This is a genomic window from Streptomyces corchorusii, assembly GCF_001514055.1.
Lineage (GTDB): Bacteria > Actinomycetota > Actinomycetes > Streptomycetales > Streptomycetaceae > Streptomyces > Streptomyces olivaceoviridis.
On sequence record NZ_KQ948363.1, the window covers coordinates 235,349 to 252,978 of the forward strand.

The following is a 17,630-nucleotide window of genomic DNA, read 5'->3' on the forward strand; positions in this document are numbered from 1 at the left end:
ATGTACGAGCTGTCCCGGGTCCGCCTCTACTCCATCGGTCCCGCCGGTGCGCGCTACGCCGACACCGTGCTGGACCTGCGGGGCGTCGGGGAGCCCGTGCCCGACCCGGCGCCCACGCAGGTGGAGTTCTTCGAGGAGGAGCCGTCCGGTCCGCCGCGCCGGCCCGCGCCCGCCGGCGTGCTGTTCCTGGAGAACGGCGGCGGCAAGTCCGTCCTGCTCAAGCTGATCTTCTCGGTGATGCTGCCGGGCCACCGCAACACGCTCGGCGGCGCCAGCTCCGGCGTGCTGCGCAAGTTCCTGCTCGCCGACGACTGCGGCCACGTGGCCCTGGAGTGGCAGCACGTGCTGACCGGCGAGTGCGTGGTCGTCGGCAAGGTCAGCGAGTGGCGCGGCCGGCAGGTCTCCAACGACCCGCGCAAGTTCGCCGAGGCCTGGTACTCCTTCCGGCCCGGCCCCGGCCTCAGCCTGGACAACCTGCCCGTGGCCGAGTCCACCGCCGTACGCCCGTCCGTCGAGGGCACCTCGGGCGCGCACGGCCGCCGCCGCACCATGAAGGGCTTCCGCGACGCCCTCATGGAGGCCGGCAAGGTCTACCCGCACCTGGAGGTGCACTGGGAGGAGATCCACGAGCGCTGGACCGAACACCTCGGCGACCTCGGACTCGACCCCGAACTCTTCCGCTACCAGCGCGAGATGAACGCCGACGAGGGCGAGGCGGCCGGCCTCTTCGCGGTCAAGAAGGACTCCGACTTCACCGACCTGCTGCTGCGCGCGGTCACCGACACCCGGGACACCGACGGCCTCGCCGACCTCGTCAGCGGCTTCGGCAACAAGCTCGGCCGGCGTGCCGAACTGATCGCCGAACGGGACTTCACCGCGGGCTCGGTCGACCTGCTCGGCCGGATCGTGGAAGCCGCCGAGGCGCGTTCCCGCGCGCGCGACGTCCACGCGGGCGCCGAGCGCCGCACCCGCACGCTGGCCCGGCGGCTGTCGGCGCGAGCCGTGCGCGAGCGGATCCGGGCCGCCGACCTCGCCCAGCGGGTGACGGCCGCCGCGTACGCCGTCACGCACTCCGAGGGCGCCCGCGAACGCAGCGCCCTCATCGCCGCCGAACTCGCCTACCGGCACGCCTCCCTGGCGCTGGCCGCCGCCGAGAAGTCCGCCGCCGCGCAGAAGCGCGAGCTCGCCGACGCCCGCACCCTGCACTCCGCCTGGCAGGCCGCCGAGGCCGTACTGCGCCACCGGGCCGCCGCCGACCGTGTCGCGCGCGTGTCCGCCGCCATCCAGGAGGCCGAACGGGACGCGGCCCCCGCGCTCGCCGCCCGCGCCAAGGCCGCCGTGGACCTCGTACGGGCCCTGCACGCCGCCGCCGGCAGCGCCGAGGCCCTCGCCAACGAGGAGGAGGAGCGCTCAGCGGCCCTCCAGGAGGTCGGCGACTCCGCCTACCGGGACTCCACCGCCGCCGCCACCGAGGCGCAGCGGGCCCGCAGCGAGGCCGGGCACCTGCGCCAGCGGCTCGCCGAGGTCGAGCAGGAGACCGCCGAGGCCGTGCGCGCGGGCTGGCTGGACGACAGCGCCCCGGACGCCGACCCGGCGCGGGCCGCGCTCGCCGCCAGCGACGCCGAGAAGACCGCCGTGGCCGCCTGGGACGCGGCCCGCGAGGCCGCCCGCAAGGCCACCGAGCACGCGCGTGAAGCGGCCTCCGCCGAATCCCGCGCGGAGCTGACGGCGGCCCGCGCGGCGGACGCGGCGACCGCCGCCGAGCGCGCCCACGAGGCCGAGCGGCGCCTCGCCGAGTCGCTGGCCGCCGAGGAACGGCTCGCGGAACTGCTGAGCCTGCCGGGCGCGCCGGGCGTGGCACGGGTGCCCGCGCCCCGGACGGAAGAAGCCGGCACCACGCGCGCACCGGCCGCCGAGGCCGCCCACGGCGCTCTCACCCCCGAGGAACTCGACCGCTTCGCCGACGAGTTGCGCGAACTCCTCGACGACGCCGTGTCCACCGCCGAACGGCACCTGTTCGACCTGCGTACGGCCGCCGCCGACGACGCCCGCATCCTCGGCGCCCTCGGTGACGGCGGGCTGCTGCCGCCCGGCCCGGACGTGCTGGCCACCGTCGAGTTCCTCGGCGAACACGGCATCCCGGCACTGCCCGGCTGGCGCTACCTGGCACAGGCCGTCGACCCCGCCGACCACGCGCGCGTCCTCGCCGCCCGCCCGGAACTGGTCGACGGCGTGATCATCACCGACCCGGACACGCACGCGCGTGCCCGTGAGGCCCTCGGTGACGCCGCCCTGCTGCCCCGCTCCGCCGTCGCCGTCGGCACCGCCGCCGCGCTGCTCGCCCCGCCCCCCGCCCAGGGCACCGCCTCCGGTGACGTGTTCCTCGTGCCGCCGAACCCGGCCATGCACGACGAGCACGCCGCCGACGAGGAACGCCAGGCACTGCGCGCCCGGGCCACCGCACGCGACGAGGAGATCCGCGCCCTCGCCGCCCGCCTCGGCAAGGACCGCGAACTGGCCGCGCGGCTCGCCTCCTGGCGCGCCGGCTGCCCCGCCGGGCACCTCACCGAGCTGGCCCGGGCCGCCGAGCAGGCCCGCGCCTTCGCCGAGGAGACCGAGGCCGAACTCGCCGAGGCACGCACGGTACGGGCGGAGGCCGACGAGTCCGCCGCCGAGGCCGCCCGGATCCGCGACGAACGGCAGGAGGCCGCGCAGAAGGCCCGGCGCGCCGCCGACGCCCTCGCCGGCCTCGCCTTCCGGCTCCGCGAACGCGCCGGCTGGCAGGTGAGGCTCCGTGAACTCGCCGACGAGGCCGCCGAGTCCGAGGCCCGCGCCCAGACCTGCCTGGACCGCGCCCGCGCCGCCGACGAGGACCGCCGCGCCGCCCAGCGCGCCGCCGACGACGCCCGCCGCACCGCGCGCGCCCTGCGCGCCGAGCGCGCCGAGATCGCCGGCGCCCCCGACGACGTACCCGTCGACGACGAGGACGCCCCGAAGGCGTCCCTGCCCGCCCTCCGCGAGGCCTACCGGGCCGCCTCCCAGGTGTACGAGAAGGTCGGCGTCGGCGCCGACCTGCGCGCCGAGCAGGCCCGCGCGGAGAGCGACGAGAGCGCCGCCCGCGCCGAACTGGACCGGCTCAGCAACAAGGTCCGCACCCGCGCCGAGCAACTGCTCCAGTCGCCCGACGGTGCCGACGGGCCCTCCCGGCAGGCCGCCGCCGCCCGCGCGGAGGAGCTGGTGCAGCTCCTGGAGACCCGGATGTCGACCGCGAGCGAGCAGCTCGGCCGGCTGCGCGGCGAGGCCGAGCGGCACGCGCCCGAGGACGGCGAGGCGCACACCGAGCTGCCCGAGGAACTCGTCCCGCGCGACGCCGAGCACGCCCAGGCGCTGCTGCGCACCGCCACGGCCGAACTCGCCGCGCGCACCGAGGCGCTGGCCGGGGCCCGCGAGGCGCACGCGGAGTTGCTGGACGCCCACCGCGCCGCCGAGGACGCGGCCGGGGGCTTCGACGAGATCGCCGCCATGCTCCGCGACCTGCTGCGCGAACACGCCCCGGAGGAGGAGCAGGAGGAGCCGGAGCCGTACCCGGGCACTCTGGAGGAGGCCCGGCACTCCGCCGCCGAGGCCCGCCGTTCGCTGCGGGGCTGTGCCGCCGACCTGTCCGCCGCCGAGGCGGCCGTGCGCGAGGCGAGCGACGTCCTCGTCCGGCACGCCAACTCCACGCGCTACGAGCAGGTCCGCACCCCCGCCCGGCAGCAGATCCGCGAACTGCCCGCCTCCGCGCTGCCCGAACACGCCCAGAAGTGGGCGGAGGCCTTCGCGCCCCGGCTGCGCGTCCTGACCGACGAGCTGGCCCAGCTGGAGCGCAACCGCGACTCGATCGTGGACCGGTTGCGCGGTCTCGTGGAGTCGGCGCTCGCCACCCTGCGCTCCGCCCAGCGCCTCTCCCGGCTGCCGGAGGGGCTCGGCGAGTGGTCCGGCCAGGAGTTCCTGCGCATCCGCTTCGAGGAGCCCGACCACGCCACGCTCATCGAACGGCTCGGCGAGGTCATCGACGAGGCCACGCGCGCGGCCGTCAGGAAGAACTCCGACCTGCGCCGTGACGGCATGTCCCTGCTGCTGCGCGGCGTCGCGGCGGCGCTCCAGCCGAAGGGCGTGGCCGTCGAGATCCTCAAGCCCGACGCCGTGCTGCGCGCCGAACGCGTCCCCGTCGGCCAGATGGGCGACGTCTTCTCCGGCGGCCAGCTCCTCACGGCGGCCATCGCCCTGTACTGCACGATGGCCGCGCTGCGCTCGAACGACCGGGGCCGGGACAAGCACCGGCACGCCGGCACGCTGTTCCTGGACAACCCGATCGGCCGGGCCAACGCGACCTACCTGCTCGAACTCCAGCGAGCGGTGTCCGACGCGCTGGGCGTCCAGCTGCTCTACACCACCGGTCTGTTCGACACCACCGCCCTCGCCGAGTTCCCGCTGGTCATCCGCCTGCGCAACGACGCCGACCTCAGGGCGGGCCTGAAGTACATCAGCGTGGAGGAGCACCTCCGGCCCGGGTTGCCCCAGCAGCCCCAGGCCGGGGAGGCGGTGCACAGCGAGATCACGGCGACGCGGATGTACAGGAAGCCGGCCTGATCCATGGGTCGACCGGTCCGTTGATCAAGCATCCGCCTTGATCAGGTCGGCACACTTCTCGCCGATCATCATCGTCGTGACGCACGGGTTGACGGCGATCAGGTCGGGCATCACCGAGCCGTCGGCGACCCGCAGCCCCTCGACCCCCTTGACCCGCAGCCGCGCGTCCAGCGGGGCCGAGGGGTCGTCGTCGGCGCCCATCTTCACGGTGCACGACGGGTGGTAGACGGTGTTGTGCGTCTTGTGGATGTAGTCCAGCAGCTCGTCGTCCGTGCGGACGTCCGGTCCCGGCGCCAGCTCGGCGCCCGCCCAGCCGCTCAGCGCCGGCTGCGCGGCGATACGGCGGGCCAGCCTCAGGCCGTACGTCATCACCCGCACATCGTGCTCGTGCGTGAAGTAGCGCGGGTCCACCTTCGGCTTGTCCCGGTAGTCCCGCGTCCGCAGCCGTACCGTGCCCCGCGACTTCGCCTTCGTCACGTTGGGGGTGAGGCAGAAGGCGTTCTCCGAGGTCGGGTAGCCCCAGCGCGCGGTGTTCATGTCGAACGGCACCGACCCGTAGTGGAACATCAGGTCGGGCCGGTCCAGGCCGGGCTCGGTGTCGTAGAAGACGCCCGCCTCCCACCACTGGCTGGACGCGGTGGTCATCGGCTGCTCCGCCTCCCACATGATCACGCCCTCGGGGTGGTCCTGGAGGTTCTCGCCGACGCCCGGGGAGTCCACCACCACCTCGACGCCGACCTCGCGCAGATGCCCGGCCGGGCCGATGCCGGACAGCATCAGCAGCTTGGGGGAGTCGATCGAGCCGCAGGAGACGATCACCTCGCGCCGGGCCCGTACCGTGCGTGTGTGCACGAGGTCGGGGTCCAGGTACGCGGCGCCCACGCACCGCCGCCCCTCCAGCACCAGCTTCTTGGCCCGCACACCGGTCCGGACGTCCAGATTCGGACGTTTGCCGAGGACGGGGTGGAGATACGCGACGGACGAGGACTGGCGGACGTTGTTCTCGTCGGAGTTGATCTGGAACCAGTTGGCCCCGCGCACCACGGTCTTCCCGGTGTTGAAGGGGACCGTCGGTATACCGGCCTGCGCACACGCCTCCAGCAGGGCGGCGCCGCACGGGTCCCCGCCCTTCAGCGTGCGCAGCTTCACGGGGCCGGTGCGGCCGTGGTGGTCGCCGGGCGCGTCGTTGTTCTCCAGCCGCCGGTACAGCGGGAACAGGTCGGCCGCGCTCCAGCCCGTACAGCCCTGGGCCGCCCAGTCGTCCAGGTCCTCCGCGGGCGCCCAGAAGGCGATGCAGGAGTTGTGCGACGAACAGCCGCCCAGCACCTTCGCGCGCGCGTGCCGCATGAAACTGTTGCCGCTGGCCTGCGGCTCGACCGGGTAGTCCCAGTCGTAACCGGACTCCAGCAGCCCCATCCAGCGCTCCAGCCTGAGGACGTCGTCGTCGCCGACGTCGCTGGGGCCCGCCTCCAGCACGCACACCGTCACCGAGGGGTCCTCGGAGAGCCGGGCGGCCACGACGTTGCCCGCGGTGCCGCCACCGACCACGACGTAGTCGAACTCATCGATGCTCATGTGACCTCCTGGTCAGCCGGATCGGGCGGGATCACTCGGCCGCGGGGGCGGCGAGGGGAGGGGGCGGGGCGGTCGCCGCGGCGTCCAGGCGGTGCTCGGCGAGGACACCGGTGCGGTGCCGCTGGACGAACCAGTAGTAGGCGAAGCCGCCGCCCGCGATGACCGCGACGAAGAGGACCGCGCCCCAGCGCAGGTACCAGTGGTACGGCGCGGACGCGTTGTAGACCGCGGCGCGCGGCCAGATCAGGTTGACCGTCATCGCCACGCCCCAGACGACCGCGACGACGTTGACGAGCAGTCCCCAGCGGCCGAGCGAGAACCTGCCCTCGTCCGCGGGCCGCCATGTGCCGCGCAGCCGGGCCACCAGCATCGGCCCGGTGACGCCCAGGTAGGCGAGGTAGATCATGATGATGCCGATGCTGGTGACGACCGTGAAGATCTGCGGCTGGCGGATGTTGACCACGAGGATCGCCAGCGCCAGCACGCCGATGATCACGGCCGGCAGGACCGGGGTCTGGAAACGGGGGCTGACCCGGGCCATCAGCGAGGACGCGGGCAGGTTGTTGTCGCGGGCCATCGCGAACGCCAGCCGGATCGCCGCCGTGTGCACGGCCAGCGCGCACACCGTGACCGCGATCAGCACGCACCACAGCATCGCCTTGCCCGCCGTCGGGCCGAGCACGTCCAGCACGACGTATTGCAGGCCGTCGGTGGACAGCTTGTCGCCCTTGAGGCTGGAGACGCTCATGAGCGCCAGCAGCAGCACCAGCCCGCCCAGGACGAAGGAGGCGACGATCGCGCGGAGGATCGCGCGCGGGGCGTTCCGGGACGGGTCCAGGCACTCCTCGCCGAGGGAGGAGGCGGTGTCGAAGCCGTACATGACGTACGCGGACGCCAGCGAGGCCACCAGGAAGGCGCCGAGGTACCCCGTCGAGTAACCGGCTCCCGTGTGGTTCGTCTGCATGACGACGTGAGGGCCACGGGTGATGTGGACGGCGAAGAGGATGATCAATACGACCGTCGCGATCAACTCCATGAAGACGCCCGCCGTGTTGATCGTGGCCATCAACTTGACGCCGAACGCGTTGACCAGCGTGGTGAACAGGATCAACACGGCCGCGAGCACGACCGCGTTGGTCGCCACGTCGTACGTGCCGGTGCCGTCCCCGACGAACTGGAACACGGAGGAGATCTGCGGCAGCGTCAGCTGATAGGCCAGCGCGACCGCCGAGATGGACACGATGGACGCGATCAACATCATCCACCCGGCGAGCCAGCCGAGATGCGGATTGCCGATCTTCTTCGACCAGTTGTAGACCGAGCCGGCCACCGGGTAGCGGGCGGCGAGTTCGGCGAAGCACAGGGCCACCGTGAACTGGCCGGCGAACACCATCGGCCACGACCACCAGTAGGCGGGGCCGCCGCTGCCGTAACCGAAGTAGAACAGCTGGAAGGTGCCGGTCAGGATGGAGATGTAGCTGATGCCGGCGGCGAAGGTGTGGAAGTGGCCGAGGGTGCGCCTGAGTTCGGGCTTGTAGCCGAACTCGGCGAGCTCGGCGTCGTCGTGGTGGTGGTGCGGGCCTGGCGATTGCTCGGTGGTCGTCATGAGCGGACTCCTCTGGCTGTCAGTCGAACCAGCCCTGCGGTGCCGGCGCGGTGTTGCGCCAGATGTGTTTCGTCTCGCGGTACTCGGCGAGCCCCGCCGGTCCGAGTTCGCGCCCGAACCCGGACTGCTTGCGACCACCCCACTCGGCCTGCGGCACGTACGGGTGGTAGTCGTTGATCCAGACCGTGCCGAGCCGCAGCCGCGCCGCGACCCGCGCGGCCCTGGCCTCGTCGCCGGTCCAGACGGCACCCGCGAGGCCGTAGACCGTGTCGTCGGCGAGCCGGACGGCCTCGTCCTCGCCGGTGAACCGTTCGACGGTCAGCACCGGCCCGAAGGACTCCTCCTGGACGACGGACATGGCGCTCGTGCACTCGTCCAGGACGGTCGGCAGGTAGTAGAAGCCCTCGTCGTAGCCGGGGCCGGCGGGCCGGGCGCCGCCGCAGCGCAGCACCGCGCCCTCCGCCAGCCCCCGCGCCACACAGGCCTCCACCTTGGCCCGGTGCGCCGCGGAGATCAGCGGCCCGGTCCGCGCCCGCTCGTCGAACGGCCCGCCCAGCCGGATCAGCCGAGCCCGCCGGACGACCTCGTCCACGAACCGGTCGTGCAGCGCGTCCTCGACCAGCAGCCGGGCCCCGGCGGAGCACACCTGCCCGGAGTGCAGGAAGACGGCGGTGAGCGCCATGTCGACGGCGGCCTCGAAGTCGGCGTCCGCGAAGACGATGTTGGGGTTCTTGCCGCCGAGTTCGAGCGCGACCCTCTTCACCGTGCCGGCCGCCGCCGCCATCAGCCGGCGGCCGGTGTGCAGACCGCCGGTGAAGGAGACCAGGTCGACGTCCGGATGGTCGGCCAGCGGGGCGCCCGCCTCCGGCCCGGCGCCCAGCACCAGGTTGGCCACGCCCGGCGGCAGCCCCGCTTCCGCCAGCAGCCGGACCAGGTGGATCGCGGTGTGCGGGGTCAGCTCGCTCGGCTTCAGGACGAAGGTGTTGCCGGCCGCGAGCGCGGGGGCGACCTTCCACGCGGTCTGGAGCAGCGGGTAGTTCCACGGTGTGATCAGGGCGCAGACGCCGACCGGTTCGTACACCACCCGGCTGTCGACGTCCGCCCGCCCGGTGTCGATCACCCGGCCGGTCTCGCTCACGACCAGCCGCCCGAAGTAGCGGAAGCAGTCGACGACGTCGTCCACGTCGTACGCGCTCTCCACCAGCCGCTTGCCCGTGTCCAGGGACTCGGCGCGGGCCAGGGCGTCCTTGTCCCGGGCGAGGAGCCCGGCGACCCGCAGGAGCAGGTCACCGCGCTCGGCGGCCGGCGTGTGCGGCCAGGGACCGGTGTCGAAGGCGCGCCGGGCCGCCGCGACGGCCTCCACGGTGTCCTTGCCGCCCGCCTCGTCCACGACGCCCACCAGGGAGCCGTCGGCGGGGCAGCGGATCTCCCGGGTGCGCTCGTCCAGGGCGCCCCGCCACGCACCGTCGATGAACAGGTCAGGCACGGGAGTCCCCCAGCAGGTCCAGCAGCCACGTGTGGAAGATCCCGATGTGGTGCTCGTTGGGGACCAGTACCCCGCCGCGGCGGTAGGCGCGCGAGGACATCGCCGGCTGGGTGCGCTCGCAGGCCTCGAAGTCCTGGACGTTGACGCGGTGGAACAGCTCCACGGACTTCGACACGTCCGCGCCCGAGGCCACGACCTCCGGCGCGTACAGCCAGTCGCACTCCACCACCGTGCGGTCCTCGGCCAGCGGGAACATGCGGTGCAGGATCACGTGGTCGGGGACGAGGTTGACGAACACGGTCGGCTTGACCGTGATCGCGTAGTAGCGGCGGTCCTGGTCGGCGGTCACCTCGGGGAGCTTGGCGAAGCCCGCGCTGCCGTCCACCGTGAAGCCCTTGATCTCCTCGCCGAACTCGGCGCCGTGGCCCACGTAGTACTGGGCCGCGTAGCCGTCGGCGAACTCGGGGAGGACTTCGGTCAGTTCGGGGTGGATCGTCGCGCAGTGGTAGCACTCCATGAAGTTCTCGACGATCAGTTTCCAGTTGGCCCGCACGTCGTAGGTGACGCGTCTGCCGAGGGTGAGCCTCTCGGTGCCGTAGTGCTCGATGGCGGCGGCGTCGCCGAGCCGCTCCACGGCCGCGTGCACCACTGTGTCCTCGAAGGACGGCGGTTCGTCGGCGAGGCACACCCAGGCGTAGCCCAGCCACTCGCGCAGAGCCACCTTGATCAACCCGTACTCGACTCGATCGACGTCGGGCATCTTGATCAAGTTGGGTGCGGCGATCAACCTGCCGTCAAGGTCGTACGTCCACGCGTGGTACGGGCATTGCAGGCTGCGCCGCACCTCACCGGACTCCTCGGTGCACAGCCGCGCCCCGCGGTGCCGGCACACATTGAGGAAGGCGCGCAGTTCGCCGGCGCGGGTCCGGGTGATGACGACGTTCTCGCGCCCCACCTGGACCGTGCGGAAGGCACCCGGCTTGTCCAGGTCGGCGCCGCGCACCGCGCAGAACCACAGGGACTCGAAGACCTTCTCCTGCTCCTGCCGGAAGACCTCCGGGTCGGTGTAGTAGTGGCCCGGCAGCGTCGCGATGAGGCTCGGGGAGACCGGGGTCGGGGAGATCGGGGTCGTCGTCACGGGCGGGCTCCTCGGGCGGGCGCGGCGGCGGTGGGGGTCCCCCCGCTCGAACGGAGCCGAGGCAGGAGGCGGGCGGGGTCGAACAGGCCGATGGGATGCGCGGTGGCACCGGTCAGCGCCAGATCGGCCAGGATCTCGCCGACGACCGGCACGAACTTGAATCCGTGCCCGGAGAAACCGCAGGCCACGGTCACCGACTCCGGGTGTGCGGGATGCCGGGCCAGCACGAAGTGCTCGTCCGGGGTGTTGGAGTACATGCACGTGGCGGCCTTCAGGAAGGTGCCGGGCAGGTCCGGGATGCAGCGGGACATGTGGTCCGCCATGGCCCGGACCTCGTCCTCGTGCACCGTCCGGTCGATGGTCTCCGGGGTCGTCACCCGCCCCTTCCGGAAGAAGGCGACCTTGGCGCCGAGGTCCGGGCCGTCGATGGCCGGGAAGCCGTAGACCTGGACGCCGGCCGCGTCCTCCCAGATGTAGACCGGGTGGTTCTCGGGCCGGAACGGTCCGGTGCCGCCCTTCGGCTGGAACCAGTACATGACCTGCCGCTCGATGGTGAACGGCACTCCGAGGTCGGTGAGCAGCCGCGGCGCCCAGGCGCCGGGGCAGATCACCAGCTGCCCGGCCGTGTAGGTGTTCTCGGCCGTGTGCACGCGCACCCCGTCCCAGTACGGCTCCCAGCGCAGCACCGGCTCCTCGAAGTGCAGGTCGGCGCCCTGCCGGGTGGCCAGCTGGAGATGCGCGGCGACCATGTTCTCGGGCCGCACCAGGCCCGCCTTCGCCTCGAACAGGGCGACTTCGTCGTCGTGCGGGTAGAGCGTGGGGAACCGGCGGCGGATCTCCTTCGCGTCCAGCATCTCGTGCGGCAGGCCCCACTCGGTCGCCGAGCGCAGCGCGCCGGAGACGGTCCGGGACTCCGGCGGACCGACCATCACGCCACCCGACAGGATCGCGATGTCCCGGCCGGTGGCCCGCTCCAGCTCCTCGTACAGCTCATAGGCGCGCAGCAGCAGCGGCACGTACGCCGGGTCCTCGAAGTACGACTGCCGGGTGACGCGCGAACCGCCGTGGCTGGAGCCGCGGTTGTGGACCGGACCGAACTTCTCCAGGCCGAGGACGCGGGCGCCGCGCGCGGACAGGTGGTGGGCGGCGGCGCTGCCCATGCCGCCGAGTCCGATGACGATGACGTCGTAAGACGGTGACACGGTCGCCTCCTAGCGGCGGATGCGGGACATCTCCGGGTCGAACAGCGGCTCGTCGGCGACGGTCGCCGGGACCTTCTCGCCGAAGTACTCGATGTGCACGCCGGTGCCGGTGGCGAGGCCGGCCGGCAGCCAGGCGTAGGCGACACAACGGCCCAGCGTGTAGCCGTACGACGCGCTGGTCACGTAACCGGCCGGGACGCCGTCGGCATAGACCGGTTCTTTGCCGAGGACCACGGCGGCGGGATCGTCCAGCAGGAGCGGGGTGAGCCGGCGGGAGGGCTCTCCGGCCCGCCGGAGCGCCGCCTTGCCGACGAAGTCCTCCTTGTCCATGCGGACGGCGAAGCCGAGGCCCGCCTCGAAGGGGGTGTGCTCGTCGGTCATGTCGGTGCCCCACGCCCGGTAGCCCTTCTCCAGGCGCAGCGAGTTGAAGGCGGAGCGGCCAGCGGCGATCACGCCCAGGTCCCGCCCGGCCTCCCACAGCGTGTCCCACAGCCTGAGGCCCAGGTCGGCGGTGGTGTACAGCTCCCAGCCCAGCTCGCCGACGTAGCTCAGGCGCATCGCGGTCACCGGCACGTGTCCGACGTACGTCTGCTTCGCCCGGAAGTAGCCGAAGCCTTCGTGCGAGAAGTCGTCGCCGGTCAGGGGCTGGACGAGGGCCCGGGCGAGGGGGCCCCAGACGCCGATGCAGCAGGTGCCGGAGGTGATGTCGCGGACCTGGACGTCGTCGGGGGCGTGGCGGAGCAGCCGGTCGAGGTCGGCGGGGGAGTTGGCGCCGACCTGGAAGCGGTCGGCGGCGAGGCGGGCGACCGTGAGATCGGAGCGGATGCCTCCGGTCTCGTCCAGGAGCAGGGTGTACGTGACCGCGCCGGGCTTCTTGCGCAGGTTGTTGCTGGTCATGCGGTCGAGGAAGGCGAGGGCGCCGGGACCGGCCACCTCCAGGCGGCGCAGCGGGGTCATGTCGTACAGGGCGACCTTCTCGCGGGTGGCCCTGGCCTCGGCGGCGGCGATGGGGGACCAGTAACGGGCCGACCAGGCGTCGCGCTCGGGCAGGTCGCCGAGGGCGTCCACGAGCGGGGCGTTCGCCTCGTACCAGTGCGGGCGTTCCCAGCCGGTGCCCTCCAGGAAGAACGCGCCGAGCTGCTGCTGGCGGGCGTGGAAGGGGCTGACGCGCAGCGGACGCGGTCGCTCCATGGGCTGGAGGGGGTGGAGGACGTCGTACACCTCGACGAACTGCTGTGAGCCGCGCTCACGGACGTACGAGGGTGAACGCTGCGCCTCCTCGAACCGCGTGAGGTCGCACTCGTGCACGTCGACGGAGGGCCGCCCGTCCACCATCCACTCGGCCACCGCCTTGGCGGCACCCGCGGAATGGGTCACCCAGACCGCCTCGGCCAGCCAGAAGCCCCGCAGCCGCCGCGCCTCCCCGAGCACCGGCATGCCGTCCGGCGTGAAGGAGAAGACACCGTTGAACCCGCTCTCGACTGCGGACTCCCGCAGCGCGGGCAGCAGCCGCCGGCAGTCCTCCCAGCTCGGCGCCCAGTCCTCCTCGGTGAACGGGTACGAGGACGGCATCTCCATGTCCCGGCCGCGCGCCTCGTCGTACGCCGGGACCGCGAACGGATCCACCGGCATCGGGCGGTGCGCGTACGAACCGATCCCGATGCGGTCGCCGTGCTCGCGGAAGTACAGGTCGCGGTCCTGGAATCGCAGGATGGGCCGCGTGGCCTCGGCCGTGGCACCGCGCAGCCCGGGCAGCGGCCCGGTCTTGGCGTACTGGTGCGCCAGGGGCTGGAGCGGTACGTCGATCCCGGCCATGCGGCCGATCACCGGGCCCCAGAAACCGGCCGCCGAGACGACGTGGTCCGCGGGGAAGGCGCCCCGGTCGGTGACGACCGCGGTGACCCGGCCGTCCTGCTGCTCGATCCCGGTGACCGTGTGCCGGTCCAGGAAGCGGGCCCCGCGCGCGGTGGCGCGGTCCATCTGGGCGCGGGCCGCGAGCAGGGCCCGGGCCAGGCCGTCGTCCGGGGTGTGGAAGCCGCCGAGGACCACCGACTCGTCCAGCAGCGGCCAGAGTTCCTTGCACCGGGCCGTGCTCACGACCTCGCCCCGGATGCCCCAGGAGGCGGCGTAACCGGCCCGCCGGTGCAGATCGGCCAGCCGCTCGGGGGTGGTGGCCAGTTCCAGGCCGCCGACCGGGAGGAAGCAGGGGACGCCGTCGACTTCGAGGGCACCGAACTTCTCGACGGTGTACCGGGCGAACTCCGTGAGGGTCTTGGACGGGCTGGTCCGGAAGACGAGGCCGGGGGCGTGCGAGGTGGAGCCGCCCGGGGCGGGCAGGGGCCCCTGTTCGAGGACGGTGACGTCCGTCCAGCCGCGGGCGGTCAGCTCGTCGGCGAGGGAGCAGCCGACGATGCCGGCGCCGATGACGACGACACGGGGTCCTTGGGACCGGTTTTCGGGGGTGCTGGACATGCCCCTCCTTGTGGTGGCGGGGATGGCGGGTGCGGGTCCTTGTGACGCGGGTGCGGGAGAACCTTGGGGCGGGGGAGGCCGGGGAGGCTGGGTCGCTGGGTGCTGCGGGTGTCGGGCGGCGGGGAGGCTGGGCCGCGGGGTGCCGCGGGGTGTCGGGCGGCGAGGGAGGCTGGGCCGCGGGGTGCTCAGGTGGTGGGGACGGCCGGCCGCTCGGCGGTGACCGGCGTGTTCCGGCCGTGGCCGGTGTGGACGACGATGTCACCCGGGAGGGGCAGCAGCCGCGCGCGGATGGACGGCTCGATCGTCGGGCGGTCGGAGCAGGAGCGGCCGGTGGCGCCGGGTCCGCCGTGGAAGGGGGTGTCGCCGGTGGAGACGGCGTCCAGGAAGGGGACGTGGGTGCGGACGATGGCGGAGACCCGGCGGCCGGCGGTGGCGCGGTGGATCGCCTCGGCGTCGTGGGCGGCACCCGGCACGAGCACTTCCTCGTCGTCGCCGACCAGCCGGACGTTGGTGTCGACGTCGAACGTCCCACCGTCCAGGCCGCCGCTCCCGGAGGTGACGGCCCGCTCGACCCGCACGGCCCCGCGCACGCTCACAGCACCACCACCGAGCGCAGCACCTCACCGCGGTGCATCTTGCCGAACGCCTCCTCCACCTGGTCCAGGGCGATCGTCTCGGACACGAACGCGTTGAGGTCGAGCAGGCCGTAGAGGTACTGGTCGATCAGGAAGGGGAAGTCCCGGCTCGGCAGACAGTCGCCGTACCAGGAGGACTTGACGGCGCCGCCGCGCGAGAACACGTCGATCACCGGCAGTTCCACCTTCATCTCGGGGGCCGGGACGCCGACCTGGACCAGCAGGCCCGCGTGGTCGCGCATGTAGAAGGCCTGGAGGAAGGTCTCGGGGCGGCCGACCGCGTCGATCGCGATGTCCACGCCGTGCCCGCCGGTGAGCTCCCGGACCGCCTCGACCGGGTCGGTGCCCCGGGAGTTGACGGTGTGCGTGGCGCCGAACTTCTCGGCCTGGTCCAGCTTCCTGTCGTCGATGTCCACGGCGATCACCTTCATGGCGCCGTTCAGACAGGCGCCGGCGATGGCCGCGTTGCCGACGCCGCCGCAGCCGATGACGGCGACCGAGTCGCCCCGGCCGACGTTGCCGGTGTTGACCGCCGCGCCGTACCCGGCCATCACCCCGCAGCCGATGAGACCGGCCGCCTCGGGCCGCGCGGCCGGGTCGATCTTCACCGCCTGGCCCGCCGCGACCAGCGTCTTCTCGGCGAAGGCACCGATGCCGAGCGCGTTGCTGAGCGGGGTGCCGTCCGGCAGCGTCATGGGCTGTGCGGCGTTGCGGGAGTCGAAGCAGTACCAGGGCCGGCCCCGGCGGCAGGAACGGCAGCTGCCGCACGGCGCCCGCCAGGCCAGTACGACGTAGTCGCCGGGCTTCAGATCGGTGACGCCGGGGCCGACGGACTCGACGGTGCCGGCCGCCTCGTGCCCCAGCAGGAACGGGAAGTCGTCGGTGATCGCGCCCTCCCGGTAGTGGAGATCCGTGTGGCACACCCCGCATGCCTGCACCTTGACGAGCACCTCGCCGGGTCCCGGGTCGGGGACGACGATCGTCCGCACCTCCACGGGTGCGCCCTTCTTCACAGCGACTGCGGCACGGACCTCGTGTGGCACGACAAGCTCCTCTGCTGTTGCGCATTGCACGATGGGTTGCGTGATGGGGAACATACTGAGAACGGCGTCACGGGGCCGTCAAGGGGTGCGCGTTAACCCTTGGCAAACGGAACCCGCGGGGCGAAACCTCTCGGACACACGGCGGCGCGGGACCGGGAAGCCTCCGGTCCCGCGCCGTGGTGCGGGTGGTGAGCGTGCCGACCGCGGGGGCCGGCGGGGGTGGGGCGAGTCAGAATCCGTAACCCATCCGCCGGGACAGCTCGGCGCCCGCGGCGACCGTCCGCTTGGCCACCTCCGGCAGCCGGTCCGCGTTGAGCCGGTAGACCGGACCCGACACGCTGATCGCCGCGATCACCTTGCCGTCGTGGGCGCGCACCGGCGCCGCGACGGCCGCGAGCCCCAGCTCAAGCTCCTCGATCGTGACGCCGTAGCCCTGCTCCACCACGGCCTCCAGCTCGGCGCGCAGCATCGCCGCACCGGTGATCGTCCGGTCCGTGAACCGCGGCAACGGCCGTGCCAGCAGGCCCTCGCGCAGGGTCGGCGGCATGTGCGCGAGGAGCACCTTGCCGCTGGAGGTGGCGTGCAGCGGGGTGCGTCTGCCCAGCCAGTTCTGCGCGGTCACGGACGCGGTGCCGCGGGCCTGCATGATGTTGACCGCCGCGTCGTCGTCGAGCACGGCGATGTTGACCGTCTCGCCCAGCTCGTCGGCGACCTCCCGGCAGACCGGGACGCCCTCCTGGGAGATGTCGAGACGCACCGCCGCCGCCCCCGCCAGCCGCAGTACGCCGGCCCCCAGGTAGTACTTGCCGCGGTCCTTGGCCTGGGCCACCAGGCCGCGGTTCTCCAGGACGCCGAGCAGTCGGAACGCCGTGGACTTGTGCACGTCCAGCTCCTCGGCGATCTCGGTGACGCCCGCCTCGCCGTGCCGCGCGAGGATCTCCAGCACGCTCACGGCGCGGTCCACCGACTGCACCGCGCTGGCCGCGCCGCGGCCGCTCTGCCTCTCCGGGGCCCCTCGGTTCTCCGTGGTCTCCTCGCTGCGGTCAGACTGCTTCTGCGTGCGGGTCATGGCTCAACTCTCACCACCTGTGGGCCCGGTTCGGGCCGCATCTGCGGGAAGCCCTTGACGCGACGGTCGTCCCGCCCGGATTCTGTTGCGCATAGCGCTGGATCGTGCGCCATGCGAAACATCATGTTACCGAAGCGTCCGGATCCCGGAAGGGTGCCGGACCACCCGGACCGTTGACGGTCCGTCACTCCCTTGCCGCTTCACCGGGCCGGACCGACGTGGGTCCGGGCTCCCGGCAGCATCCCTGACGCCTGCATCGAGCAGGTCCCGGACCGAGTGTCCCGGACCGAGAGGGGGGCCCGTGATTCCCGTCTGCCGCCTCGAAGACCTCCCCGAGGGTGAGTCCGTCCGCGTCGCGAGCACACCGCCGATCGCCGTGTTCCGCACCGAGGACGGCGAGCTGTACGCCATCGACGACACCTGCACCCACCAGGACGCCTCCCTCTCCGAGGGCTGGCTGGAGGGCTGCCTGGTCGAATGCCCGCTGCACGCGGCGTCCTTCGACCTGCGCACCGGCGAACCGACCTGTCTGCCGGCCCGGCGCCCGGTGCGCACCCATCGCGTCACCGTCGAGGACGGCGTCGTACACGTCCACCTCGGCGCGGAGGAGGGCACGGCCGCGTGACCACCGACAGGCACCGGCACCCCGCCCCCGCCGTCCTCGGCCCCGCTCCCGCCGTCCTCGGCCGTGCGCCCGCCGGCACCGGCGCTCGTCCGCGCCCCGCCCGGTCTCGCCCCCACCGCCCCGCCCCCGACGCCAGGAGCCGTGCCG

General features: G+C 73.1%; 11 protein-coding genes. 2 read left to right on the forward strand and 9 right to left on the reverse strand.

The features are described from left to right. Nucleotides 1-4,632, forward strand: a complete 4,632-nt coding sequence (locus AQJ11_RS31280) for a hypothetical protein (protein WP_059265394.1) — start codon at nucleotides 1-3, stop codon at nucleotides 4,630-4,632. A 24-nt stretch (nucleotides 4,633-4,656) separates the two neighbouring features. Here the strand turns inward: AQJ11_RS31280 and AQJ11_RS31285 are convergent, their stop codons facing one another. From AQJ11_RS31285 to AQJ11_RS31325, 9 genes are all read right to left on the reverse strand, one after another. Beyond that, nucleotides 4,657-6,207, reverse strand: coding sequence for a GMC family oxidoreductase (locus tag AQJ11_RS31285; RefSeq protein WP_059265395.1), 1,551 nt, complete (start codon nucleotides 6,205-6,207; stop codon nucleotides 4,657-4,659). A gap of 31 nt (nucleotides 6,208-6,238) precedes the next feature. After that, the gene (locus AQJ11_RS31290) at nucleotides 6,239-7,813 is read right to left on the reverse strand and encodes an APC family permease (RefSeq protein WP_059265396.1); all 1,575 of its coding nucleotides are present in this window, start codon (nucleotides 7,811-7,813) and stop codon (nucleotides 6,239-6,241) included. Nucleotides 7,814-7,832: 19 nt separating this feature from the next. Further along, nucleotides 7,833-9,299: an aldehyde dehydrogenase family protein gene (locus tag AQJ11_RS31295; protein ID WP_059265397.1), complete on the reverse strand. Its 1,467-nt coding sequence runs from the start codon at nucleotides 9,297-9,299 to the stop codon at nucleotides 7,833-7,835. Continuing rightward, on the reverse strand, nucleotides 9,292-10,437 hold the full coding sequence (locus tag AQJ11_RS31300; RefSeq protein WP_059265398.1) for an aromatic ring-hydroxylating oxygenase subunit alpha: 1,146 nt from the start codon (nucleotides 10,435-10,437) through the stop codon (nucleotides 9,292-9,294). Before AQJ11_RS31300 ends, AQJ11_RS31295 begins: the two co-directional genes overlap by 8 nt. Continuing rightward, on the reverse strand, nucleotides 10,434-11,639 hold the full coding sequence (gene solA / locus AQJ11_RS31305) for an N-methyl-L-tryptophan oxidase (protein WP_059265399.1): 1,206 nt from the start codon (nucleotides 11,637-11,639) through the stop codon (nucleotides 10,434-10,436). Before solA ends, AQJ11_RS31300 begins: the two co-directional genes overlap by 4 nt. Nucleotides 11,640-11,648: 9 nt before the next feature. Next, nucleotides 11,649-14,111 (reverse strand): GcvT family protein, encoded by a 2,463-nt coding sequence (locus AQJ11_RS31310; RefSeq protein WP_059265400.1) that lies wholly within the window; start codon nucleotides 14,109-14,111, stop codon nucleotides 11,649-11,651. A gap of 185 nt (nucleotides 14,112-14,296) precedes the next feature. Further along, entirely contained in the window at nucleotides 14,297-14,701 is a 405-nt protein-coding gene (locus AQJ11_RS31315; RefSeq protein WP_059265401.1) for an MBL fold metallo-hydrolase, read from the reverse strand. Between the two features lie 2 nt (nucleotides 14,702-14,703). Then, on the reverse strand, nucleotides 14,704-15,789 hold the full coding sequence (locus AQJ11_RS31320; protein ID WP_059265402.1) for an S-(hydroxymethyl)mycothiol dehydrogenase: 1,086 nt from the start codon (nucleotides 15,787-15,789) through the stop codon (nucleotides 14,704-14,706). Between the two features lie 229 nt (nucleotides 15,790-16,018). Next, complete coding sequence (locus AQJ11_RS31325; protein ID WP_244218429.1) at nucleotides 16,019-16,858, reverse strand: IclR family transcriptional regulator; 840 nt, start codon at nucleotides 16,856-16,858, stop codon at nucleotides 16,019-16,021. Nucleotides 16,859-17,159: 301 nt separating this feature from the next. Between AQJ11_RS31325 and AQJ11_RS31330 the strand changes: the two genes are divergently transcribed. Further along, nucleotides 17,160-17,483: a bifunctional 3-phenylpropionate/cinnamic acid dioxygenase ferredoxin subunit gene (locus tag AQJ11_RS31330; RefSeq protein WP_014671438.1), complete on the forward strand. Its 324-nt coding sequence runs from the start codon at nucleotides 17,160-17,162 to the stop codon at nucleotides 17,481-17,483. Nucleotides 17,484-17,630: the final 147 nt, after the last annotated feature.

Excerpts from the sequence above, each read along its gene's own strand:
- AQJ11_RS31325 (WP_244218429.1), bottom strand. The coding sequence starts at position 16,858 with ATGACCCGCACGCAGAAGCAGTCTGACCGCAGCGAGGAGACCACGGAG.
- AQJ11_RS31285 (WP_059265395.1), bottom strand. The coding sequence starts at position 6,207 with ATGAGCATCGATGAGTTCGACTACGTCGTGGTCGGTGGCGGCACCGCG.
- AQJ11_RS31280 (WP_059265394.1), top strand. The coding sequence starts at position 1 with ATGTACGAGCTGTCCCGGGTCCGCCTCTACTCCATCGGTCCCGCCGGT.
- AQJ11_RS31290 (WP_059265396.1), bottom strand. The coding sequence starts at position 7,813 with ATGACGACCACCGAGCAATCGCCAGGCCCGCACCACCACCACGACGAC.
- AQJ11_RS31310 (WP_059265400.1), bottom strand. The coding sequence starts at position 14,111 with ATGTCCAGCACCCCCGAAAACCGGTCCCAAGGACCCCGTGTCGTCGTC.